The following is a 23,103-nucleotide window of genomic DNA, read 5'->3' as shown; positions in this document are numbered from 1 at the left end:
ATCGCGGTGAGTCAGTTCGACGCTTGTTGGCTCTGCGGCATGAAGGTCAGCAAGAGGCGCGGTGGTCCGTCGAGGGGAACCACCGAGACGTCCGCCAACGGGACGGTATTCATGGTAACCGTGGTGCCCTGCGAGTCCGTCTTGACGTCGCAGTCTCGGAAGATGGAGCGGTCGAAAACGATGTGGCTCTGCAACGTCTTGTCCGGCGTGACGTCTTTCAGGGTCAGTATCGCGGTGGAGTAGCCGGAGCCGTTTTCGACCCGTTTGTTGTAGGTAACGGGGCCGGTCAGGTCGAGAATTATCGACATCGGTGGATCAGCCTGGGAAAGGCGTATCGTCTTGAGCGTGGCGGGTCCCGCCGCGTGCGTTGGTGCCTGGCTATCAGGCCGATCGAGAATCGGCAGCCCGTCAGGCCCGTAGGCCGAGGCCGATCGATGACTGAGCGCAGCTAACTGATTGTTCGAAGGTTGTGCGGGGGTGCCCGGCGTCGAGGGTGGAGCAGCGGCCGCGCTTTCGTCGAGGGTCGCATCGCGCTGGCGAACGACCACGTGCTCTTGGTCGGTCTGCTGGCCGCCATACCCAGTCTCGGCCAGCACTAGCGGCAGGGGATCTTCCTCGGTGTCGATTGGCTGGTTGAGCTTCTTCAAGTCCGCCTTGGCTTTGGCCGAATAGGGGGTCTCGGGATAGTGGCGTTCGAGCGCGGAAAATGCTTGTGCCGCCGAGTACTTCTTGCCCTCTTTTTCCAGCGCTTGGCCGAGTTCAAACAGCGCATCCGGTGCGATCGGGGTGTCGGGATATTTCTGCATCAGCTCGGCGAGCCGCGATTCGGCGGCGCGGAAGTTCGCGCGCTTGAAATAGTAGCTGCCAACCACCATTTCGTGACGCGCGAGCATCTCGCGGCAGACGTTCGCGTTCTGGCGCGCAAGTTCCGCGAACGATCCTTCGGGGAACCGCTGCTCGATAATCTCGAAATGCTTCAGCGCCTGCTCGGTCTTGGTCTGATCCTGGTCTTCGCGGCCGATCTGGGTGTAGTAACTCATCGCGATGTAGTAGCTGACGAGTTCGAGGTTCTTGCTGGTCGGGTGCATGCGCTGAAAATCATCCAGCGATCCGATCGCCTCCGCGTAATCCTTCATCTCGTAGTACGCCAGCCCGATCTTCAGCTCCGCGTCTTCGGCGTACGGGCTGAAAGGGTATTTGTCGATTACCAGCTGATAGTTTTCGATGGCGGCGTTGTACTCATGATGGGCGAAATTGGCCTGGGCCTGCTGGTAGTAGTCCTCACCGGTGGGGGCCTTTTTGATGGCGCAACCGGCGACTAACAGAAGACAGAAGGCCACAAATATCGCGAACAATCTGCGCATGAACTGAGGGTTCAGGTTAAACAAGCCCAACAGTCAATGCAAATCAGGTCGAGAGGAAAGGTAACAGGGATTGGAGGCCTGCCGATTCAGTAGAAGCTTATGCCCCGGCGCTTTTTTAAAGCGGCACGGTTCACAGGCATAGCGATTTTCGATACGCGCGCGCGTGGATAGCTTTTCCGCTGGCAGCAAACTTTCGGCCGAATGCAGTTTTAACGCAGCCGGGAACTTCCTCGGCCGAGCAGACCAGCGCGGTCGCGTCGAGCATCGCGAAGATCTCGCCGGCATACTCGCCGACATCGGTCGCGGCATACAGCGCTCCGCCCGGGGCGAGGGTACGTTCCAGATTGGCGACCAGATACGGGGTGAAGAGCCGACGTTTGTGGTGGCGCTCTTTTGGCCAGGGGTCAGGAAAGTAGATGTGATAGGAGCTCACGCTCTCGGATCCGATCATCAGGTTTACCAGCGTGCGCCCATCCATCCTGAGCACCCGCAGATTGCGCAGCGCCGCACGGCCGCAGCGCACCGCCAGCATCCGCGAGACAACCCCCGACGACTCGATCGCAAGGAAATTGCGCTCAGGAAATTCGGCCGCGCGCGCGACGATGAAATCGCCAGTACCGGCTCCCAGTTCGATCTCCAGCGGCGCGGAGCTGCCGAAAATCGCCGCCGGATTTATCGCAAAGAGACCGTCTGCGGCCTCGACCTCGGCGCAGCCGGCGGCAGCGCGCGACTGGGGCTGGCGCCAGATCTTTGCTGCTTTTCGAAGTCGCGCCATCGTGCCACTCCACGATTACGGACCCGCTCGATTGCCGCAAGACGCTACGCTCATACGGGCGCAGAGATTGTGCGATTGTGTCCATGCGAATTCTCGAAGTGGACATCAGGTTGTCAGTCCGCCCGGGAGAGGAATGCCGCGGTGCGGTCAATCAACGGCTTCAAGTCGGTGTCTTCCAAGCTTGCCGTGCCCGCCGAATCGTCGAGCGCGGAGGCTTGGCTTGCTAAATGAGGACCGCCAGAGAAATTACGCGCCAGCATCTGTACCAGCTCATGCATGGTCACCGGCTGATCCGGATGGGCTGGTGGCTCTTCGCAGAGCCCAGCTATCTCGGCCAGTCGCCGGTACAAACCCGAAAGCGAACCGCCCATCACGGCCCCGAGAGCTCCGCGTGCAGGAACGAACACGCCCCACCGATCCGCGGCGGCATCCGCTTGCGCATCGTGCAAGTGCGCCCGCAAGGATTCGGTGATTACAATCATTTGCGCCAGCCGCTCGCGGACACCCGGCGACGACGTCCGAGCCGCATCGTGTGCGATGCCCGCTGCGAGCCCGAGCAGAAACTCGGCGGTGGCCAGGTTGTGGACCGCCACAAGATGCGCGCGGTGAATGGCCGAGTTTGTCGACGACTGCTCGGCATTGCAGCGAGCGACATCGCCGGCCAGAAACACGCGTTCCCACGGAACGACCACCCTGTCGAACACGGCAATGCATTCCAACTGGTCGAAACGTGGTCGGAGCGGATGGTCAGAAAGGGGGCGCTCCGGGTTATAAATCCCGCGACAGACGATCCGGAGTCCCCTGGTATTGCAGGGAATCGCGAACTCGTTGGCCAGCGGCTCAGCGGCCGGTCCGGTCTCGAGCGTAATCGACGGAAGAACCAGAAGCTCCTCGCAGAGCGGGGCACTAGTCGGAAGCCTGCGGCTCCCGCTGACTACCAGTCCCGCGTCATTGCGCCCGACGGTCTTAAGCGGCTCCGCGGCGGTCGCTCCACCGACGCCAGTCTCGCTCCGGCCTGGATCCGGCAAGGCCTCGGTAGCGCGCCAGTCATGATTGCGTGCCTCCCGGTAGTACCTCTGGACGTTGTCGCCGTGCCGCGAATCGCTTGCGCCGAAAAACTGCTGGGCCGCGTCCATGGCGGCAAGGCTCACGTTCACCAGATCGGGCGTGTCCGCCGGGAAGCCACACGTGTAATCGGCCCAGGTCTTGATCATCTTGCCGCGCTTGCGGAGCTCCTCGGCGCTTCGCGGCTGAATGAATGAGAGGCCGGCGCGACCCCCGTCCTCGGTGCGGAAGGTCATGGCCTCGGGGTTTTCGATCTGCATGTCATAGATCGAGGCGGTGGCCCGTGCGCGACTGGCAAATGCAGGATGGGATGTCACATCGCGGATGCGTTCATTGCCGAGCCAGATTTCGGCACCAAGCTTCTTTAGTGCAGAAAGATAGTTGTTGCCCGAGCGCGCACCCATTGGGGTAAAGTCCTGATTTGCGGTCAGCCTCCCAATACTTATAACACTGCAATCGATGGATCCCGGAGGCGGCGAGCAGACGCTATCGCGCAAGCAGGAAAGACGTTCACCTTGACGGGTCGGGCGCTCCGGTTTTAATCTCCAACTGGCAGATCGTGTCTGACTTCCCGAGAATTATTCCGCTCTTTCCGCTGCCGAACCTGGTACTGTTTCCGGGAATCAAGGTTCCGCTGCACATCTTTGAGCCTCGCTACAAGGAGATGGTCGCGGATGCTTCGGCCGGCGATGGATTAATTGGGATGATCCTGCTCAAGGGCGAGTGGCAGCAGGACTATGTTACGCAAGAGAGCTACCATGCGTATCCGGATATTTTCGAAGTCGGGTGTGCGGGCAGAATAGAAGAGTTGGTCCAGGTTCCGGATGGGCGCTTTAACCTCGTTCTGCAGGGAATCTCCGAGTTTCGCGTCATGCACGAGATCCGCGAGCGCTCCTACCGCCAGGCGGAAGTCGAATGGTGTCCGGTTGCGCGCGAGGCCCTGGATTGCGACTCGGAAACCCTGGAGGGCCTGCGCGAAGTGCTGTTCAGTTATTTTGGTGCCCCCGCGCAGGAGGCATGGCGGGCACTGGTCGAGGAGCGCGGGTTTCGCGGAGCCGAGTTGATCAATTTTCTGTCCTTTCATCTCGACGTGACACCGCTGGAAAAGCAAACCATACTGGAGGCCTTTGGCGACCGTGCCGATTGTCTTATTGATGTCCTGAGCTTCAAGCTCGAAGAGCGCAAGCTTGGACCGTCCGGCACCGGCGGCGGCCCCGATAATGTGCAGTAGAGAAGCGCAGCGAAGCTGAGACCGGGCTGGCTTTTCGATTGAGCGTAGAGGCGGTTTCCGCCCCTTTTGGGTTACCGCCCCGGCCGTACTGGCGGTTTGCGAAATGCGGATCGATTCGCAAAACGCGGCAGCAGAGCTCATCCCACCAACAAGTAGCCCCGCTAATCCATAAGCTCTACGCTGATTTGTCCGGCTCCAGAATTAGGAAGCCTCGGGCACGGTTTTTGCAGGAAAAAGGTGAAAAATAGCAGAAATAAGAGCCTCGTACCGCGTATGTTTGTTGTAATCTAAATACAAAACGTGGTGGTTGAGGGACAGGATCAGTATCATGGAATGGGAAAACAGCTCTTTGGGATCGCTTTTTGTTCCGGACGTCTTGACGCCTGAACAATTCTACGACAGTCGTCGAGATGACAGCAGAATTCGGCCCGTAAAAAAGCTAATGATGGCTATTCTGGAGGACGCTCTACGCTGCTTTCAGAACAACGCCGATGCCACGGGTGGGTCACGCAAGCGTCTCTTCCAAGAAGCGGAGACTTGGCTTTGCGGTGAAGGGGGCGAAGGTCCCTTTTCGTTCGAGACCGTGTGCGAGACGCTGGGAATCGAGCCGCAGTTTTTGCGCCGCGGACTCAAGGACTGGCGCAGTCAGCAGCTTGCGGGGATTTCGACCCGACGCTTGGCGCGTCGCTCCCCGGTAGTGCGCAGCGGGCGTATCAGTGCTCCCTCGCGGCGCGAAAACAAGCGCGCAGCTCGCGCCTAAAGCTCCGTCGTAAGCACCGACGGTCCGGCTAAAAGTAAAGCGGCACGGCGCCCGAGACGCCGTGCCGCTTGTTTTATTGACTAACCAATCGCGACGCGTGCGACGGTAGATCTACCGATCATGCGCTCGCGGTTAAGCCAAAGCCGTTATTGCTTGGCCGCTGGGGTTGTTGGAACTGCTTTGGGAGCTCCTGCGGCAGCGGTGCCGGGAGGTGGTGGAGGAATGTACCCTTTCGGCTGTGACTGGACCCACGATTCGCAAGCAGGGATGTCGTCCTGAGAGACCGAGAGCTGCTGAACGATCTGCTGATCAGACCATCCGTGCTGCTTCAATTCGTGAACGCCAGGGCATTTCACGCGAAGATTGAAGTCTCGCATGCTCGCGTCGCCGGCGCTGGCTGCGGCCGTGCCTCCCTGAGCTGCCTGGCCTCCCGCTGGAGCGCTGGCCCCTGTACCGCCACCGCTCTGATTAGCGCAGCCGGCGACCAGGAAAGCCAGCCCCGCTGAGAACAGCAACAACTTAATGGTCCGTCTCATGGCATCCTCCTTCACTCTGGGGGCCTCCCCCGAACAAGGCCCACAACGGGCAATCCACCCCACCCAAGTCAAAGCAGCGTCAAAATACACCGATTAAAGGATTTAGCAAACCCCCCGTAACACAATCACAAGGTTTGGAAAACCATCCTGTTATTCTGCTCCATTTTGCGGGCCCGGCCTTCGATGCATGCAAGTTGCAAATGCGCGAGGGTCTCGAAAGTAGCCGCCATCACGTGAAATATCGGGCGTTCTTCGCCGCCAAACACAGTCTGTGCGACCTCGAATGCCGTTTTCGGCCGCTGTTTGATCAGATCCAGCATCTCGGCTTCGCGGTACCGATGGTGTTCGATAATCTGGTTGGCGCGGTGGCGGTGATCGCTGTAGACGCCTCCATGGGCGGGAAGCACCGACTGTACCTCGAAACGCTGAACCTTCAATTGCGAGTTAATGAAATCTCCCAGTGGATTACCATCGGGACTGTCCGGATAAAGTCCCACGTGCGGGGTGATCTTTGGCAACAGATGGTCGCCCACAATCATCACTTTCTCTTTGCGCAAGTATATTACGTTATGACCGGGAGAATGTCCGGGCGTCCAAATAAATTCCAAAGTCCGGTCACCAACCTTCAAGATATCTCCGTCTTTGGTCAGATGGTCAGGTTCGGTCACCGGACTGTACAGGTCGGTGCCCATCCAGGCGGGGCGCATTCCGGCCGGGGAAAAGTCGTCGATCGGAAATCCGTGCAGCTGAAAAAATGCCCGCGACTCGGGACGATCGGCATGACTCACCTTGCCAAACATCAGCATGCGGCCGGCGCGCTCGGTTTCGAGCGGGTGCAGGTAGGTCTGTGCGTGGCTGCGTTGGCGTATCGCGCCGGAGGCGCCAAAATGATCGATGTGGTGGTGGGTGCCGATGAGGATGTCGAGATCTTCGATCCTGATTCCGACCTGCGCGAATGCTTCCTCGAGCGTGCGGACGCTGTCCGGTGAATTCATGCCGGTGTCGATTAGCGCCCAGGCTCCGTGACAATCAATCAGATAAACATTGATGATTGTCGGCCGCATCGGCAGCGGCAGAAAGATTTCATAGATGCCGGGATGAACTTCAACTATTTTGGTCGCCATCGCGTAAGACTCCGAGTGGCCGGCTGCGCATGGCGTGACGCCCTTGCGATCCGGCTCCCGCCGAGCACGTGACGATCCGCTCGACCGCGATGCGGAGATGTCCCCCATCGCCGGGCGGGCGGTTCATTCGTGCAGTTCGTCTTTCACCTGGAAGGTCGCCTTGATTCTGACCTTCCAGCGTACGACGCGATTGTTCTCGATCGCAGCCGAGACATCCTCGACATGCACCGAGTGGATGCCCGAAATGGTCACCCCGGCGCGTGCGATTGCAATTTGAACCGCGTCTTCAATCGAGTTGGAGGAGATTCCCGTCAGCTCGATCGTCTTTTCTACCATAGCTTGCACTCCTGCAGCCTCGCGGGCCCGCGCAGATTTGACCCTGCGCGGCGCGCGGCGCTAGGTTCTGCCTGCACGCTGATAGCTTACGTGGATCAGAGAAACAAGGCGAGGCATCATGCGATCTGATGAGAACCGGGAAAAGTGACCATTAGAATTGAATCGCCGGACACCGAAGCGGGGTTCACCGCCTTCATCAAGCTCCAGGACGTGATCCGGCCCGAACTCACGGCGCGGTGGCCGGCCGCGACCGAGATGCAGCTCCCGTTCTTGCTGGGCGTGAGCGCGTTCGCAACCGGGAAGACCATGAAGGCGTTCGTGGCGCGGGAAGGCGGGGAGATGCAGGCCCGGGTGCTCGCCCTCTTAGACCCAGATTATTACCAGCGCTGGAACGACCGGCTGGGGCACCTGGCGTTGTTTGAGGCCCGCCCCGGCTCGTATCGCGCCACTCGCGAACTCATGGACGCAGCCTGCCAATGGTTGCAAGCGCAGGGCGCGCTGGCCGCACGCGCCGGCTTCTATTTGCCGATCGAAATGCCCTTCGTGGTCGATGAATACGACGCGTTGCCGCCCAACCTGATGAGGCAGAACCCGGACTACTATCACTCTCTGATCAAGGACGCCGGGTTTGAAAGTGAAAAGGGGCTGGTCGACTACAAGATACAGGTCACACCTGAACTGATCGCGCGCTACGAGAGCGCCCTCGAGGCGGGGCGCCGTGGCGGATATGAGCTTGTGCCACTAAAAGACTTGCCGCCGGAAAAACGCGTCAACGAGTTCGCACCCGCATGGAACGAGGCGTTCTATAACCATTGGGGATTCGTTGCTGCGAGCAACGAAGCATACGCCGAGATTCTCGGTTTTTTCGACATGCTGGGCGGACTCGAAACCTCGCTGGTCGCATGCCGCGGCAGCGAGGTGGTGGGTACCCTGATGGTCGTGCCGGAAGAAACCGCGCACGCGGCGCTCAAGCCCGGGCGAGTTCTCGAGGATTCCGAGAAACTCAATTTTCTCGGCATCGGCGTACGCGAAGTGGCGCGTGGACGCGGAGTGAACCTGGCGATGGCGTCGTACGCGTATCTGAAACTTATCCAGCGGGGGGCGAAGTACTTGAGCTACACCTTGGTCGTCGACGACAATTGGCCGTCGCGCCGCACCGCGGAAAAGCTGGGCGCTAAAGTGTGCGCCAACTATCTCGCCTATCGACGTAACTTTCGCCGCTAGGACAACCGCAGCGGTAGCATCACTAATGCCCGCTCACCCGAGATGGCGCGACTCCGACCGGCTTCGCCGCTCGGGGTCCGCGACTTTCGCTCGTCATGTGCGATTGAACTTACTTCGATCGGCCCATAGCCGCAGGTAATTCGGTGCGCTGATAACGAGCCTGCGAGTCGACTCGCCTGGCGTTTGCGCGGTGCTCTAGGTGCCGAAAGACGTGGGGGTCGCGCCCACGGACAGAGGACGCGCATCGGGGCGATCGCTTTCTCAAACCAACCCAAATGCGCGAACGATTGGTTTCCCGCGCCGCTCAAAAAGCTCGGCGATTCAGCTCAAGCCTTGAGAATGCTCTCGGGGTGCTGTTCGTTGGGGTCGACTCCCGGCTGCATTTCGTAGAGGACCGACTTGTCGACAATCAACTGACCGTCATCGCCAAGCGAAATCTTGAAGCGATCCATTGGCCGCGGTGCCGGACCTTCGAAGTTGAGTCCGCTGATGTAGTAGCCGGAGCCGTGGCACGGGCATTTGAACTTCTGCTCGGTCTTGAGCCACCGCGGAGTACATCCGAGGTGGGTACACTTTGCAAAGATGGCGTAGAAACCCGCCTTGGTGCGGACGATCCAGGTCCGAAAATCCTGCTTGAATTTCTCGCTCACCTCGCCGATCACATAATCGCCCGGGTAACCGGCAGAAAATTTGGAGGGCGGCAAAAACAGCACCCGCGGAAAGGCCGAGCGAACTGCAGCCAGCAAACCGATGGTGGCGAAAGCTCCAAACCCGCCCCACCCAAGGCGCCCCAGAAAATCCCGCCGGCTCCACAGCGAACCGATCTCGGTCTTTTCCTTGTCGCGCCGCGCGCGTTCTTTCGCCTGCTCGTCCGCCCGCCACTTCGCGAGTTCGGCCGGATCGGTCGGTGCTTTATCCTTCAGTGCTGCGGCCATTTAGATGCTTTTCGAACCTCCGCCCGACTGACGACGGATTAGGTAATCCTCATTGTTAGACGCGTGCCGATTAGAAAAAATTCTAACGTGGAAAACCGGAACAATTCAATGGGAGACCGGCAGGAGTCCACTCGCCGTCCAAAACATCAATGCAGAACCGGCTGATTTGACCCCGCCGATTGCGCCGGAGTCGCGGAACTGACGGGGGCTTGATACGGCGAGCTGATAACGGTGTCGTGATGTGTGGTGGCGCTTTCCTGGATATCGTCCGGTAGCGGTAACTGGGTGATCGGCGGCAGCCGCTCGCGATCGGAATCGGTGTTTGCACCGAGCACCGGGGCAACCGGGCTCTGGGTTGCCAAGTAGTGCAGCGGCCGCGCGATTCCCCATTCCAAAGTGAAACCGATCGGGCGCAACACGTAGCTGACCATATTCAGGAGTTGCGAATCTTGATCGTCGTACTCGGTCGGATCCTGTTTATCCAGGTCGGAATAACCCTGGGCGCGCACGAAGGAAGGCGCGACCAATAACAGCGCAGCGCTTAACACGAATGTTGCCCGCCACATGGTCTAACTTTGGTCCCGAGACCGGTCCGGTGTCAACCCGCAGGATGCGTGCGAGACGCGACCGCGTCCGTCGGCGGCTTGCCTTCGCCGTTCGCCGGAGCGATTGTACATTTGATGCTACGCAGGTCGAGTGTTTTGCTGTGGGCTGTGGCGCTTGTTCTCGCAGCGGCTGGCGCTCCGGTCGTCCCGAGTCGCGCTGCGATAGCCGCGGTGCCGGCGGGAGCCATCGTCTTTGTCGGGACCGACAATAACATCCACTATGCGCATGACGCCGGCGCGAAGCCGGAGTGCCTGACCTGCCCGGCGCAGGGCTTGCAGGTGCGACGCGAAACCGGCGCGCTTCCCATCGCCTACCAGCCAGCGGACGAGAAGTCCGAGATACTGCAATATGGATGGCCGACATTCTCACCCGACGGTACCCGCATTGCCTATTCCTCGGTTGGACAGGGCCCCCACGGCCAATCATTCGCGGTATGGGTCTATGATCTGGCCCGTCGGCAGGCCGCGCAGATCTACCAGAGCCGCAACGAGCATGTCGTCTACATCTACTGGCTGGCCGACAACAAACACATTTCCTTTTTGTTGGACGAGCCGGCAGGGCTCAGCCTGATGCTTTGCGAGGCCAAGGAAGGCGCGCCGATCCGGATCGTGATGACGGGTATCCCTCTGTATTTCGATTGGCACAGCACCGGGGATCGCTTGGTCTTTCACACCTCCGGGTCCGACCCGCAGAGCACCGAGCGAGTGGGTCTGCTTTCGGTTACCGAGACTAATCAGCAAGTCGACAAAGTGCTTTCCAGCGGCCGCACTCCCTTCAAGACTCCGTGCTGGTCTCCGGACGGCAAGCATCTCGCCTATATCGCGAACTATCACGCCGAATCGAACATCGTGGTGGCCGACACGAACGGCGATCATGCTCGATCGATCGTGAGCCTGCCAGTCGGCGACAACAGTCTGGTGTGGTCGCCCGATTCCCGCCACCTTGCATACGCGACCACCGTCGTTCCACATGATCCCACTTTTCACGGGATCAAACTGGTCGATATCCAGGATGCGAGTTCGCGCGACCTAACCCAGGATGAGGTCGCGGCATATTTCTTCTCGCCCGATGCGCGTTACCTCGCCTACATCGGGGTGCCCAGCGAGAAACCCTACTACGTGTGGAAGGTGGTGAATTTAAAGAACAATGAGACCCGCGACCTGGGCCGCTTTCTCTCGACCCAAGAGGAGTCGATCGCTTATCGTTTTTTCGAGCAGCTTGCGCTGTCGCACTCCAACTGGTCAACCAACTCCACCGCGATTGTTTTCGCGGGTGTGCGTTTGCTGGTCGAGCCGAATGCGGAGATGCAAAATACTCCCCCGCCCTCGGTTTGGGTTGTTCCGATCGATGGCAGCAATCCGCGGCAGGTCGACGCCGGAGTACAAGCCTTCTACTCTCCCGCGCAAAAGTAAGTGGCGGGACGCCGCTACACATCGCGGCCCGCAACCCGCGCGCTTACCCCGACCGGTGGGTTCCTGAAAGGATTCGCGTACTCGCTAAATCCGTACGTCGGGTGTGGATTCGGCGCTGGCGGTGGTTGTCCATTCTGCTACGTCAGGATGCTGCCCGTCGCTCATGCGCAGAAAGGAGGGTGGGGCGAATGGGTGATTGCCAAATCCAACCTTCCGGACCTGCTCGAAAAAGAGCTCTGCGCCTTGGAGCGGGCCGGCCGGCTGGATGCGGTCACGGTTTTCATGTCGTCGGCGACCGACCCTTACCAGGGCCTCGAACGACGGCTCGAACTGACTCGCCGCTCGTTGGAGATATTTCACCGGCATCGAATTCGCCGCCTGCTCGTGCAGACGCGAAGTCCCATGGTGGAACGGGACATCGAGCTGCTCCGGGCGCTTGGCGGTTCGCTGATCGTGTCGATCACCCTGGAGACCGACGATGAGTCGGTGCGGCGTGCAATCACTCCCACCTCTTCGTCAGTGGAGAGAAGGCTTCTAACCTGTGCGCGTCTACGCGACGCGGGAATCTTCGTGCAGGTTGCGATTGCTCCCATGATGCCGAACCATCCCGCTCGCTTCGCCGAGATGGTTGCGAACGTTTCAGATCGCGCGGTGCTCGACACCTATTTCGAAGGCGACGGTGCGAGCGGGCGACGCTCGCGCGCGCTCGGGGTGGGCGACCTCTACGAAAGGCTGGGCTACGCGACATGGTTCCAGCCAGGGGCCGAACGCGAGCTGCTTGCACGGTTGCAGTCGCGGATGGGTCGCGATCGGGTGCTGTTCAGCCAAGCCGGTTTCAATGCGGTGTGACCGAGGACGCTCAGACCTTTTTGCACAGATAGAGCGAGGCCGGCGCACCCAATACCGTCACCCGCAACCGGTTCTCGACTGCCAGTGCGCCGCGCTCGATCAGATCGCGCATCAGTCGCCACTCCGCCGTAAGTAGGACCATTTTTCCCTCCGGCGCCAGCACGCGATTCATTTCCGCGAGCCAATCGCCATAGCGGCGACGATTCACGGCATGCGAGCCGTGCTTTATCCCCCAGGGCAGGTTGGTTGCGATTTTTGTCACGCTCGCATCCGCCAGCGGTAGCGCGCCGGCGTCCCAGTCGTCATGGAGTTCGAGCGGCTTGAAGCGCGGTCCGATGTTTTCCCGCGCGGCACGAATCGCGCTCGGGTCGCGATCACTCCCGATGAGGTTTCGATAGCGTCCCAGGTGGGCGCGTTCGATGAGCACCGTGCCGACGCCACAGAATGGGTCGAGGAGGATATCGTCATCGCGCGGGTCGGAAAGCCAGGCCATCGCGGCGGCCACGGCCGGGCGTAGCGAACCAGGGCGATGTGCGATCTTGTAATCGCGGTGGCGCATGCGCTCATCACTGAGGCGGATCCCGAGCAGCAGTTCGCTGCCGATCTGGGTTGCCCAGAATTCAACGTCCGCCGCGTCCTCATCGAGACGCCAGGTATGGTCGCGGCGTTCCGCGATGCCGAGGCCGACAACGCGTTGGAGGTCGACGCGACGAAACTCGTGGTCGCCCACCTGTCGGGCGACGACCCGGAAGCGCAGTCGACGTCCGGCGCGCGCCGCAGGCTGGAAGACCACGCGGGCATTGAGTGCTTCTTCTACAAAGGGCGCCTCGCGAGAGGCAAAACGAATCTGATCGAGCCCAGCGGATTCGCTGCTTAGGCCGTAGCGATAGCCGGCCAGGAGAAGGACATCTTCTGCACAGCGAAGCGAGCGCAGCTTGTGAGGAGTGGAGGTGGTAAATATCGACAGTCCCGCGCGATCCCCAACCTGCCGGCGCGCCTGTTCGCGAGCGGAGGGTACCCGAGCTTCGATCTCGCTCCACACGATCGACTCGAATCCAGGTTGAGTCTGCGCGATGAACAGCTGTGGTCCAAAGCGCAGCGGCCGCGACGCCGGCGGCCTGCGTTCGAGGGGTTGACGCGCTGCGCGGTTCATCACTCGATCCCGCGCGGCATTTGGCGACGTGCCGGGCGGTGGGCGCTCACTTGGAGCGCGACAGGTACTCTCTGGTTTCGGTGTTGATCGTAATCGTGTCGCCCTCGGCGACGAAGTGCGGGACCTGAATCACCATCCCGGTCTCCACCGTTGCCGGTTTCAAGGTATTGGTCACCGCTGCGTTTCTCATGCCGGGATCGGTCTGCATGACCTTGAGGCTGACGGTCTTGGGCAGGGTCACGTTGAGGGGAGTCGTCTCGTAGAACTCGACTTCGACTTCCAGATTCGGCGTGAGAAAACCGGCGACGTCCTCGATCAGTTCTTTTGGAATGGTGATCTGTTCGAAGGTTTCCGTGTTCATGAAATGAAAATCATCGCCATCCTGATAAAGAAATTGCATCGTGTGCTGGCTCAGGATGATTCGCTCGACGCGATCTTCGGAACGAAACCGATTTTCGGTCTGCGAGCCGCTCTTGATATTGCGCAGCTTGGTTTGGACCATCCCGCGCCAGTTGCCTGGCGTGATGTGGGTTACCGTCATCACCCGCCAAAGGTCTTTGTTGTATTCCAACACCATTCCGGCGCGGAGTTGCGTCGCTTGAATCAGCATTGTCTATGCACTCTCGATGGGAAGTTAAGAAAAAGAAATTTATCCAAGGCGCCGCTAGCGGGCAAGTTGGCCTCCTAGGGCGGAGGACCATACCGATTCATCAGCGGACCGCGCGGCGGTGTGTAAGGATTGCTGTACATCGCTGCCGGGCTGTCCAGGTTTATCGGCAGTTCGATGTACTGATTGCCCGCCCCGTATGCGCGGATGGTCACGTTGCGTCCCCCGGTGAGCGGAAAGACCACGTCAAATGGCGTGAAGGTCCCGGCCGCCACCGGAATCGGCCTAACCGGGCGGCCACTGACAAAGATGCCGGCGCGGCGAATCCCCGCGCCCACGATCTGCCCGGTCACTTCGTAGCTACCCGGTTTCGAGAGAACCGGAAGCACGCTCATGACGCCGATCTCGACATTGGTCATCGGGTTGCCGACCCCTCCCGGGAAGCGTGGATTAGGCTGGCGGGAAAGCGCCGCGCTGCCGCCGTAACGCGGGATCTCTATGGCATTGCCGGATCCTTCGGGCGGCGAAGAGGGAACCGAGGCCGTGTCCTCACCGGCGGCAGTGGATGCGGGCGCGGGGTTTGCGGCTGCTCCCTCGGGTGAGGCCGCGTTTGCCGGCAGGATTGGCGCGGAGGCGGTTCGGCCGACGCCGTCGGTAACTTCGATCATCATGGTGGGCGACGGAGCTTCAATCGCAAAATCAAAGTTCACGCGCTGGGATCCGGGTGTGCCTGCGACGGCGATGTCTTTGAGCTTCTCACCCCGATCGAAAATACCCGCCGATGCGAGATCGTTGCCTTCCAGAAATCCGATTACGTGGAAGGTCCCCCCCTCAGGGGTAAACGCGGTGATGACGACTTTGGGCGCATCCGCCGCGTGCGCCGATCGGATGACCGTCAGGCAGCCGGCGATCGCGGCGCCCAGGCAGGCGCAGCGGACCAGAGACAGTCCACGCACCTTGTTTGCCTCACGACGACTGCTTGAAGCGCTGAGCGGCTTGCTTAATCTGTTGCGAAAGCTTCAGGAACAAGTCGCCTTCGTTGTAAATGAACAGTGCAAGCGCGCCGCCAAATCCGATTATCAATCCCAACAAGAACGGGCCCATGGATGTTTGGCTCCCTCCATCTAAATCATATCCCATTGACCGCCATCAGCGGAGCGCTGCCAACCATGAACCGGCTGCAATCCGAGCTCGCCGGTCGCAGGGTGGCGAGCATCCCTTCCGGCTAGTAAAATGTACCATTGGCGCAGCACTCTGGAACCGTGCAAAACACCCAGGAAACGACCAGAACCTTAGCCCCAGCTTCTGCGAACCGTGCGCAGGTACTCGCTGACTACGACGTACTTCAGCGCGGTGCAGGGGTATGTGCGCTCTTCGAGCGCAAGCTCATTCGCGTGTTTGGTGATGATCGGGTGTCGTTCCTTCACGGGATGTGCAGCAACGACATCAAAAATGCTCGCTCTGGCGCCATCGTTCCGGCGCTGTTCCTCACCGAACATGCGCACCTGATCGCAGAGTTTTTCGCGTGGATCGACGACGCGTCCATTCTGATTGAAATCGACCAAGCGGCTTGGAGCCAGACCCGCGAGCATCTGGAGAAGCTGCTGGTGGCCGATGATGTGGAATTCGAGGACTGCCCCGATTTGGTGGTTGTCGATGTAGAGGGGCCGCGGGCTGCCGAGGCCATCCGGGCTACTACCAAGGATGTGGTTGTGCCGGAAAAATGGAGATGGACACGCACGGGTGAGATATCGATTGGCAACCTGCCACGATTCGGGGCCTCCGCCGGGACGATACTGGCGCCGCGCCAAAGGGTTGCGGATGTCCTCTCGTCGATCGAGTCTCTGGGAGCGGATTTCCGGCGGATCAGGACCGATGCCATTGAGATCGTGCGGGTCGAAAACGGTATCGTGAGGGTTGGAGTTGACTCCACAGACAAGACCATCGCTTTGGAGGCGCGGCTCAACCGCGCCATCTCAGTCGACAAGGGATGTTACGTCGGCCAGGAAACTATCGAGCGTGCGACCGCACGAGGCGGTATCAAAAAAAAGCTCTATGGCCTCGTCATCGAGGGCGAACGCGTGCCGGCGCTGAATGTATCGGCGCGGTTCGAGGGCAAGGAAGTGGGCCGGCTGAGCAGTGTCGAGGTTTCTCCGCGACTGGGCGTCATAGGTCTTGCGATTCTGAATCACAGCGTCTGGAAGCCAGGGACCCGACTCACGATCGCCGATATCGCAGGAGAGCTCGAAGCCGAGGTCTCCGACATTCCATTTCCGCAAGGTTTAAAGTAAAGCAGTCGAGTTGTTACGGACTGCAGCGCTAAGGAGAGATACGAGAAATGGCAAACATGCTTGGCAAACGTTACCTGTGCGAAAACTGCGGCACCGAGGTGCTCTGCAACAAGGCGGGTCCCGGTGCACTGGAGTGTTGTGAAGGCGATATGAAGATCAAGGAAGCAAAGCCGCTGCCTTCCTCGGACTGATGACGAGCCCCGCGCGGGGCGAGATTTTGCCGCCGCTTCGGGCGGGCGAATCAACGTTGGTCAATCAAGCGGTCAAAGCCGATTTGGTTCTTCACGAGGGGGAGGTCGTTGGCCGGCCCGGCAGTGATTCGGTCGCGATTGCTGCCGGACGGATCGTCGACTATGGACCCTTTGCCCGCCTCAAAGCGTGCGTTGGTCCGCGAACCCACCTGGTGAAGCTTGCGGGGCGAACGGTTGCCCCCGGGTTTATTGATTCGCACATACATTTTCTCGAGGCCGCCGCGGTGAAAACGGGCATCTCGGTCTGGCGCTGCCGCACCCTCGGTGATTTGCTCGCTGATTTGCGCGCCGCCGCGGGTAAGACACCCCCGGGTAATTGGCTAAGGGCCTTTGGCTGCGATGAGACGATGCTCGCCGAAAAGCGTGGTCCCACCCGAGACGAGCTTGACCAATCGGTACCCAAAAATCCGTTGCGGCTGCGTCATCAGACGCTTCATGGTTCGTGGCTGAACACGCGTGCGATCAATCAGCTCGGCCTGGAAAACCCCAAGTTTCGGCCGCCGGACGGCGCGCAAATGCATCGCGATGCGACCGGACGCCTAACTGGCCTCTTCGTTGGGATGGAGGAATGGCTCGGCGCGCAAATGCCGCGCGTCACCCCCGCGGAAATTGAATCTCGCGCCGGGGTGATGAGCCGTGAACTGGCGGCTGCCGGAGTGACTGCATTCACCGATGCAACCGTTCGCAATGGACCAGCGGAGATCGCGCTGTTCGCCAAACTGACCAGTTGCGGAGCGATAAGCCAGCGGGTGGGCGTGATGCTCGGAGCACCGTACCTCGATGCATTGCCCCAGGCCCTGGAACGCGCCCGGGCGGGACGCATTCGGATTGCTGCACTCAAGTTCATGCCCGCCCGCGGCGGCAACGAGGGTGGGATGGCGCGGTGCACCCGGATTGGACTAGGAAACGGCCTAGATTGCGCCTATCACACCACCGAAATAGAGGAACTCGAGCAGGCGCTCGATGCGATCGAAGTCGCCCGTCGGCAGTTTGCGAGCGACAAGCCGCTTCCCCTCTGCCGCATCGAACACGGCGGCACGATCTCGCCGGACCTGATCGCGAGAATCGCGGCTAGCGGTGCCTGGGTAGTCAGCAACCCGGGGTTTCTGCATTTTCGCGGGCCCAAGTACCTCGAAGAGCCCGGTCTAGTTCCGCATCTCTATCGGGCGCGCAGCCTGCTGGCGGCCGGAATTGAGCTGGTCGGGGCAACCGATGCACCGGTAACACCCGCGCGACCGCTGGCGGCAATCGCGGCGGCCATTTCGCGGTCGACGGTAGACGGGCAGGTACTCGCACCCGAGGAATGTCTGGAATCGAGTGAAGCCTTTGCGATGTTCACACGCGATGCGGCGCGCCTTGCGCGTATCGATGCCGGCGAAATCGCATCGGACAAGCTGGCCGACCTCATCGTACTGCCGCGAAGCCCCGCGACCCTGAACCCCGACGAACTCCTCAGCCTGCCGGTGGATATGACGTTGATCGGCGGGCGCGTGGTGTACGAGCGCGGCCGGCCGGCAGTTGCTTACAGCGACAGTGCCGAGCTGCATTCAGTTTGAGAAGTTCGCCGCGTTCCTTATTCCATCGTCCTTGCACTCCCAGTGCGGCTCTCGGAGGCCTGAGATCGCAAGCAGCACGCTTGAGGTTCACTGGACCACGGCGGTCTGGAACCAGTAAAAACCGCGCGCGACTGCGCCACTCAAAGCAGCCTTTGATGCTCGCGCCACGACCAATACGGCTGCTGCGGAAAGGGGTGCCCGGGTCTTCCGAGTGTCTACTGCCAGGGTGCAACTGTGATATGAAAATGGGATCTGCTCGTAAGGAGTGGGACATCGATGGCCCAGCGTGAGATCAGCGAAGAGGATTTGCGCAAGCGGGTACGCGCGCTTCTGGAAGAGGCGCATCCCGACAAGGTCGACCAATTTACCTTCCGCGGCAAGCTGTACGATTACGGTCTGGCGTGGGTCCATTTTCCCGAGGGATTCGGAGGTTTGGGAGTCAGCCCGGGCATGCAGGCCGTCATTGCTGACGAGCTCAGCAAGCACGCCAAGACCCACTACGATGACATGATGATCAACGCGATCGGCATTGGGATGGGCGCGCCGACTGTGCTCACCCACGGTACCGATTGGATGAGGAAAACACTCCTGCGCCGCATCTTCACCGGCGAAGACATCTGGTGCCAGCTTTTCAGCGAGCCCGGCTCGGGTTCCGACGTCGCGGGGCTGGCGACTCGCGCGACCCGCGAGGGTGACTACTGGACGGTGAATGGCCAGAAGGTTTGGACCAGCCTCGCCCACGTCTCGAAATGGGGCATGTTGCTGGCGCGCACCAATCCCGATGCTCCCAAGCACGCGGGGATGTCGTACTTCCTGCTCGATATGCAAAGTCCCGGCGTCGAGGTGCGGCCGCTCCATCAAATAACCGGAGAAGCCGAGTTCAACGAAGTGTTTCTCACCGACGTGAAGATTCCGGCGGATCGGCTGATGGGCCGTGAAGGCGAAGGATGGAAGGTAGCTATCACCACCCTGATGAACGAACGAACCGCGATTGGCGGCGGCGGCCCGACCCGCCGCGGCGCCGGCTCGATCGGCGTATTGATAAATTTGTGGAAGTCACGCGAACAGGGACAGTTCTCGCCGGACGCGGAAATTTTACTGCGCGATCGAATTACCAAGCTGTACATCGAAGCCGAACTGTTACGGATGACCACCCAGCGCGGGAAGGCCGCGCGCAAAGCGGGCAACCCAGGGCCGGAGGGCTCGGTCGTCAAACTTGCCCAGGCTGAGCTCAACAAGCGCATCTGGGAATGCGCGATGGACGTGATGGGAGCCGACTCGCTGATATACGAGCCCGGCTATAAACGGCGCCGGCCCACCTCGCGCGCGCGCGAAGGGCGTAACTCGCTGACCAAGTACCAGTTCCTGCGGGCGCGCGCCAACTCGATTGAAGGCGGGACCTCCGAAGTCATGCGCAACATCCTTGGCGAGCGCGTGCTGGGTTTGCCCGGCGAACCGCGCTCCGACAAGGACGTTCCGTGGAAACAGATTCCGCGCAGCGCCTGAGCCTCAACGTCGATCGTCGTCACGGACCTCAAGAGGACCACAATGGATTTCGCTTTCACGCACGAGCACGAGGAACTTCGGCAGACGGTGCGCCGATTCATGGAGAACGAATCGTCTGAGGCAACGGTCCGCACCCTGATGGAGACCGAGCCGGGCTACGATCGCAGGACCTGGGAACGCATGGCATCGGAATTGTCGCTGCTTGGCCTGATGGTGCCGGAGCGCCATGGCGGTGCGGGCCTGGGCCCGGTCGAGCTGGCGATCGCGATGGAGGAGATGGGACGGGTGTTGTTCTGCGGACCCTATCTGGCAAGTGCGGTCCTGGCAACGGGCGCTCTACTACACGGTGCCGATGAAGCGGCGCAAAGGAAACTCCTGCCCGCCATCGCATCGGGCAAGTCGATCGCGACCGTCGCGGTGACCGAAGCGGCCGGGAAATGGGATCTCGCCTCCGTCGCGATGCGTGCCACCCGCGTGGGGTCCGAGTGGAAGCTGAGCGGAGTGAAGGACTACGTTCTAGACGGGCACCTCGCGGATGCGTTGATCGTCGCGGCCAAGGCCGACGACGGCTTGGCATTGTTTCAGGTCGAAGCGAACGCGTCGGGGTTGGAGCGGCACGCGCTGCCGACGCTCGATTTGACCCGCAAGATGGCGCGACTGAATTTCTCGAGCACCCCCGCAACGCGCATTTCGGCGGGCGAGGCCACCGGAGCGCTCAAACAGGTGATGGCGCTTGGCGTGACGATGCTGGCAGCCGAGCAAGTAGGCGGCGCGCAGCGCTGCCTTGAAATGTCGACCGAGTACGCGAAGACCCGTCTGCAGTTCGGCCGGCCGATCGGCTCGTTTCAGGCGATCAAGCACAAATGCGCCGATATGTTGGTGGAAACGGAGTTCGCACGTTCCGCCGCCTATCACGCCGCGTTCGCTATAGCCGACGGCGAAGATGGGTTTGAAGCTGCGCACCTGGCCAAGTCGTATTGTTCAGAATCGTACTTTCACGCCGCGGCCGAGAATATCCAGATTCACGGAGGCATGGGCTTTACCTGGGAGCATCCCGCGCATCTGTATTTCAAACGTGCGCGCGCAAGCTCGATACTGTTCGGCGATCCGAGCGAGCATCGCCTGCAGCTGGCGAACATTCTGGAACTATGAGCGAGAGCGTGGACCGGCCTGACGCGGTCCTCTACGAAAAACGCGGCGCCGTCGCGTGGGTGACGCTGAATCGGCCCGACCAGCTGAACGCCTACAACGTCGCCATGCGCGATGCTCTGTTCGGTGCTTTGAGCGCGGTACATGATGACGTCGAAGTCCGCGCGATGGTACTGACCGGCGCCGGCCCGGCATTCTCGACCGGGGGTGATTTGCACGAGTTCGGCACGGCGCCGTCGCCGGTGGTCGCGCGCTGGGTTCGCTTCCGCCGCGACGTGTGGGGTCGACTGAAAGCGCTACCGGTCGCAACCATAGCGGCGGTTCACGGGTTCACCGTGGGCGGCGGACTTGAGATGGCGCTGCTGTGTGACATCGCGATCGCCGCGGAAGATACCCGGATTTGCCTGCCCGAGACCGGGGTCGGAATGATCCCCGGTGTCGCCGGCACCCAGACGGCCTCACGCCGCCTTGGGCTCGGCCGCGCGCTGGACCTGGCGGTTTCGGGCCGCTGGATTGACGCGCAAGACGCATTGCTTATAGGTTTGGTCGCCGAAGTCGTCTCGGTGGCGAAGCTCGAGAGCCGCGCGCTGGAACTGGCTCATTGGTTCGCCCAACTGCCCCGCGAAAATACCGCGCTGATCAAGCTTGCGGTGTGGGGCGGGCTCGAGTTGCCACTCGGAGAAGGGCTTTCCTTGGAACGGCGTCTCGCCTATCGCCTCTTGATGCTGAGCGGGCATGAGCATCGTCACGACCGCGGGACGCGCGGGCTCCGGCACCCAAGAAGGCCCGGGGCACCCAGGAGGTAAACAGGCTCCTTGAACACTGTCAATTTCGTAACCATCCCGTCCAGCATTGTGCCGGATCAGGAGATTCTGGTTTTTGGGAGGCAACGGCTGAACTATGCGCAGCTCGCCGATCAGGTCGCGCGTCTGGCAGCCGTTTTCAAGCAGGCCGGACTGAAGAGCCACGATGTGGTCGCCACGCTTGATACCAACTCCGATTGTTACGTCGCCAGCTACTATGCGGCGGCGAAGGCGGGACTGACATTCCTTCCGCTCAACTACCGCGCCAAGGAAAATGAGCTCGAGTACATGATCAACGCCGCCGAAACACGTGTGCTGCTGGTCGGCGATCGCTATTTCGATTTGATCGAGCGGATGCGCCCTCGCTTGAAGGTGCACTCCTTGCTCGCGATCGGCGAGGGCAGGGGCGGAATCCCGCGGCTGGGCGATTTGACAGCGAAAGCGGAGCCCGACGAGACCGAGGCCGAGGTGGAAGACGAAGATACCTCCATCTTGATGTACACCAGCGGCACCACCTCGCTGCCCAAGGGCGTCATGCTTTCGTTCCGCGACTTCACTGCCTATGTCACCGCGAACGTGGAGATGGCCGATGGGAGCGACCGGGGGATCGCACTGGTGTGCGTGCCGTTTTACCACATCGCCGGAACCACCGCGTACATGACCAATATTTGGACGGGTCGCAAAATGATCGTGATGCAGCAATTCGATGCCAAAACCTGGCTCGAGCTGGTTGCGGCCGAGAAGGTGACGCACGCTTTCGTGGTCCCCACCATGATGAAACAGCTGCTCGATGAGCCGTCCTTCTCGAAGACCGATTTATCTACCCTGACAAACCTGGCTTACGGCGGCGCTGCGATGCCGATCCAGGTTATCCGGCGCGCGATCGATGCATTTCCGAAGACGGTGGGATTCGTAAACGCATACGGGCAGACCGAGACCACGTCGTCACTTACGGTGCTGGGTCCGGATGACCATCGTCTCGAGGGTTCCCCCGCGGAGGTCGAGCTCAAGCTCAAGCGCCTCAACTCGATCGGCAAACCCTTACCCGACGTCGAAGTGAGGGTCCGCGACGAGGAGGGCAAGGTGCTTCCCGCCGGACAGGTCGGTGAAATAATCATTCGCACACCGCGGATCATGAAGGGATACGCGGGCCGGGCCGATGACGCCGCGCTGCCTGACGGTTGGCGTGCGACCGGAGACCTGGGATGGCTGGACGAAGATGGGTATGTGTTCTTCGCCGGGCGCAAGGACGACATGATCATTCGCGGCGGCGAGAACATCGCTCCGGCAGAAATCGAAACCGTCCTGATGAGCCATCCTGCAGTCGATGAGGTCGCGGTTGTGGGAGTTCCGTCGGAGGAGTGGGGCCAGACCGTGAAAGCATTTGTGGTGTTGCGCAAAGGCGCCAGTGCCAGCGAACCGGAATTGACCGAGTTCTGCAGGTCGCGACTGGCCAGCTTCAAGCGGCCCGAGAAGATAGCGTTTCTCGACGCGCTACCCAAGAACCAGCTGGGTAAAATTCTGCGCAAGGACCTGAGGGCGGAATAGGAGAGACCGGCACGCCGCGCGC

At 60.8% G+C, this 23,103-nt stretch carries 24 protein-coding genes; 12 read left to right on the top strand and 12 right to left on the bottom strand.

The features are described 5' to 3' along the window. Positions 1-11: 11 nt before the first annotated feature. From VGI36_02600 to VGI36_02590, 3 genes are all read right to left on the bottom strand, one after another. The gene (locus tag VGI36_02600; GenBank protein HEY2484005.1) at positions 12-1,364 is read right to left on the bottom strand and encodes an outer membrane protein assembly factor BamD; all 1,353 of its coding nucleotides are present in this window, start codon (positions 1,362-1,364) and stop codon (positions 12-14) included. Between the two features lie 130 nt (positions 1,365-1,494). Beyond that, a complete protein-coding gene (locus VGI36_02595; protein HEY2484004.1) occupies positions 1,495-2,139 on the bottom strand; it encodes a hypothetical protein in 645 nt (214 codons plus the stop codon). 113 nt (positions 2,140-2,252) lie between these two features. Next, positions 2,253-3,608, bottom strand: a complete 1,356-nt coding sequence (locus VGI36_02590) for a 4-hydroxyphenylacetate 3-hydroxylase N-terminal domain-containing protein (GenBank protein ID HEY2484003.1) — start codon at positions 3,606-3,608, stop codon at positions 2,253-2,255. A 155-nt stretch (positions 3,609-3,763) separates the two neighbouring features. Here VGI36_02590 and VGI36_02585 point away from each other — a divergent pair, with 155 nt between their 5' ends. Both VGI36_02585 and VGI36_02580 read left to right on the top strand, forming a co-directional pair. Further along, entirely contained in the window at positions 3,764-4,435 is a 672-nt protein-coding gene (locus tag VGI36_02585; GenBank protein HEY2484002.1) for an LON peptidase substrate-binding domain-containing protein, read from the top strand. 445 nt (positions 4,436-4,880) lie between these two features. Continuing rightward, positions 4,881-5,195 carry a hypothetical protein gene (locus VGI36_02580; protein HEY2484001.1) on the top strand — a complete coding sequence of 105 codons (315 nt, stop codon included), beginning with the start codon at positions 4,881-4,883 and terminating at the stop codon, positions 5,193-5,195. Between the two features lie 146 nt (positions 5,196-5,341). On the opposite strand, the gene VGI36_02575 is transcribed toward VGI36_02580, so the two are convergent. From VGI36_02575 to VGI36_02565, 3 genes are all read right to left on the bottom strand, one after another. Next, positions 5,342-5,731 (bottom strand): hypothetical protein, encoded by a 390-nt coding sequence (locus VGI36_02575; protein HEY2484000.1) that lies wholly within the window; start codon positions 5,729-5,731, stop codon positions 5,342-5,344. A gap of 125 nt (positions 5,732-5,856) precedes the next feature. Next, on the bottom strand, positions 5,857-6,855 hold the full coding sequence (locus VGI36_02570; protein HEY2483999.1) for an MBL fold metallo-hydrolase: 999 nt from the start codon (positions 6,853-6,855) through the stop codon (positions 5,857-5,859). A gap of 123 nt (positions 6,856-6,978) precedes the next feature. After that, a complete protein-coding gene (locus VGI36_02565; protein HEY2483998.1) occupies positions 6,979-7,191 on the bottom strand; it encodes a dodecin family protein in 213 nt (70 codons plus the stop codon). 144 nt (positions 7,192-7,335) lie between these two features. Here VGI36_02565 and VGI36_02560 point away from each other — a divergent pair, with 144 nt between their 5' ends. After that, positions 7,336-8,415 carry a GNAT family N-acetyltransferase gene (locus VGI36_02560; protein HEY2483997.1) on the top strand — a complete coding sequence of 360 codons (1,080 nt, stop codon included), beginning with the start codon at positions 7,336-7,338 and terminating at the stop codon, positions 8,413-8,415. A gap of 326 nt (positions 8,416-8,741) precedes the next feature. Here VGI36_02560 and VGI36_02555 read toward each other — a convergent pair whose 3' ends face one another. Both VGI36_02555 and VGI36_02550 read right to left on the bottom strand, forming a co-directional pair. After that, a complete protein-coding gene (locus tag VGI36_02555; protein ID HEY2483996.1) occupies positions 8,742-9,350 on the bottom strand; it encodes a ubiquinol-cytochrome c reductase iron-sulfur subunit in 609 nt (202 codons plus the stop codon). Between the two features lie 146 nt (positions 9,351-9,496). After that, the gene (locus VGI36_02550) at positions 9,497-9,916 is read right to left on the bottom strand and encodes a hypothetical protein (GenBank protein ID HEY2483995.1); all 420 of its coding nucleotides are present in this window, start codon (positions 9,914-9,916) and stop codon (positions 9,497-9,499) included. Positions 9,917-10,063: 147 nt separating this feature from the next. On the opposite strand from VGI36_02550, the gene VGI36_02545 reads away from it, so the two are divergent. Together VGI36_02545 and VGI36_02540 are read left to right on the top strand one after the other, a co-directional pair. Next, positions 10,064-11,368 (top strand): hypothetical protein, encoded by a 1,305-nt coding sequence (locus VGI36_02545; protein HEY2483994.1) that lies wholly within the window; start codon positions 10,064-10,066, stop codon positions 11,366-11,368. Then, positions 11,369-12,217 (top strand): radical SAM protein, encoded by an 849-nt coding sequence (locus VGI36_02540; GenBank protein HEY2483993.1) that lies wholly within the window; start codon positions 11,369-11,371, stop codon positions 12,215-12,217. A gap of 10 nt (positions 12,218-12,227) precedes the next feature. Here VGI36_02540 and VGI36_02535 read toward each other — a convergent pair whose 3' ends face one another. From VGI36_02535 to VGI36_02520, 4 genes are all read right to left on the bottom strand, one after another. Further along, on the bottom strand, positions 12,228-13,370 hold the full coding sequence (locus VGI36_02535) for a THUMP domain-containing protein (GenBank protein HEY2483992.1): 1,143 nt from the start codon (positions 13,368-13,370) through the stop codon (positions 12,228-12,230). 46 nt (positions 13,371-13,416) lie between these two features. Further along, positions 13,417-13,980 carry an elongation factor P gene (efp, locus tag VGI36_02530; GenBank protein ID HEY2483991.1) on the bottom strand — a complete coding sequence of 188 codons (564 nt, stop codon included), beginning with the start codon at positions 13,978-13,980 and terminating at the stop codon, positions 13,417-13,419. Positions 13,981-14,054: 74 nt separating this feature from the next. Continuing rightward, positions 14,055-14,933 (bottom strand): hypothetical protein, encoded by an 879-nt coding sequence (locus VGI36_02525; protein ID HEY2483990.1) that lies wholly within the window; start codon positions 14,931-14,933, stop codon positions 14,055-14,057. Positions 14,934-14,943: 10 nt separating this feature from the next. Continuing rightward, on the bottom strand, positions 14,944-15,081 hold the full coding sequence (locus tag VGI36_02520) for a hypothetical protein (GenBank protein ID HEY2483989.1): 138 nt from the start codon (positions 15,079-15,081) through the stop codon (positions 14,944-14,946). 137 nt (positions 15,082-15,218) lie between these two features. On the opposite strand from VGI36_02520, the gene VGI36_02515 reads away from it, so the two are divergent. From VGI36_02515 to VGI36_02485, 7 genes are all read left to right on the top strand, one after another. Then, positions 15,219-16,268, top strand: coding sequence for a glycine cleavage T C-terminal barrel domain-containing protein (locus tag VGI36_02515; GenBank protein ID HEY2483988.1), 1,050 nt, complete (start codon positions 15,219-15,221; stop codon positions 16,266-16,268). A gap of 47 nt (positions 16,269-16,315) precedes the next feature. Further along, entirely contained in the window at positions 16,316-16,459 is a 144-nt protein-coding gene (locus tag VGI36_02510) for a hypothetical protein (protein ID HEY2483987.1), read from the top strand. Positions 16,460-16,515: 56 nt separating this feature from the next. Continuing rightward, a complete protein-coding gene (locus tag VGI36_02505) occupies positions 16,516-18,075 on the top strand; it encodes an amidohydrolase family protein (protein ID HEY2483986.1) in 1,560 nt (519 codons plus the stop codon). Between the two features lie 276 nt (positions 18,076-18,351). Further along, positions 18,352-19,581: an acyl-CoA dehydrogenase family protein gene (locus VGI36_02500; GenBank protein HEY2483985.1), complete on the top strand. Its 1,230-nt coding sequence runs from the start codon at positions 18,352-18,354 to the stop codon at positions 19,579-19,581. 42 nt (positions 19,582-19,623) lie between these two features. After that, on the top strand, positions 19,624-20,733 hold the full coding sequence (locus VGI36_02495; GenBank protein HEY2483984.1) for an acyl-CoA dehydrogenase family protein: 1,110 nt from the start codon (positions 19,624-19,626) through the stop codon (positions 20,731-20,733). After that, the gene (locus VGI36_02490; protein HEY2483983.1) at positions 20,730-21,536 is read left to right on the top strand and encodes an enoyl-CoA hydratase/isomerase family protein; all 807 of its coding nucleotides are present in this window, start codon (positions 20,730-20,732) and stop codon (positions 21,534-21,536) included. The genes VGI36_02495 and VGI36_02490 overlap by 4 nt, the downstream gene beginning before the upstream one ends. Positions 21,537-21,545: 9 nt before the next feature. Next, on the top strand, positions 21,546-23,081 hold the full coding sequence (locus VGI36_02485) for a long-chain-fatty-acid--CoA ligase (GenBank protein HEY2483982.1): 1,536 nt from the start codon (positions 21,546-21,548) through the stop codon (positions 23,079-23,081). Positions 23,082-23,103 lie beyond the last annotated feature (22 nt).

This window comes from Candidatus Binataceae bacterium (assembly GCA_036495685.1).
Taxonomy (GTDB): Bacteria; Desulfobacterota; Binatia; order Binatales; family Binataceae; genus JAFAHS01.
The sequence above is the reverse complement of the archived record's forward strand: the minus strand, read 5'-3'. Positions and strand labels throughout refer to the sequence as shown.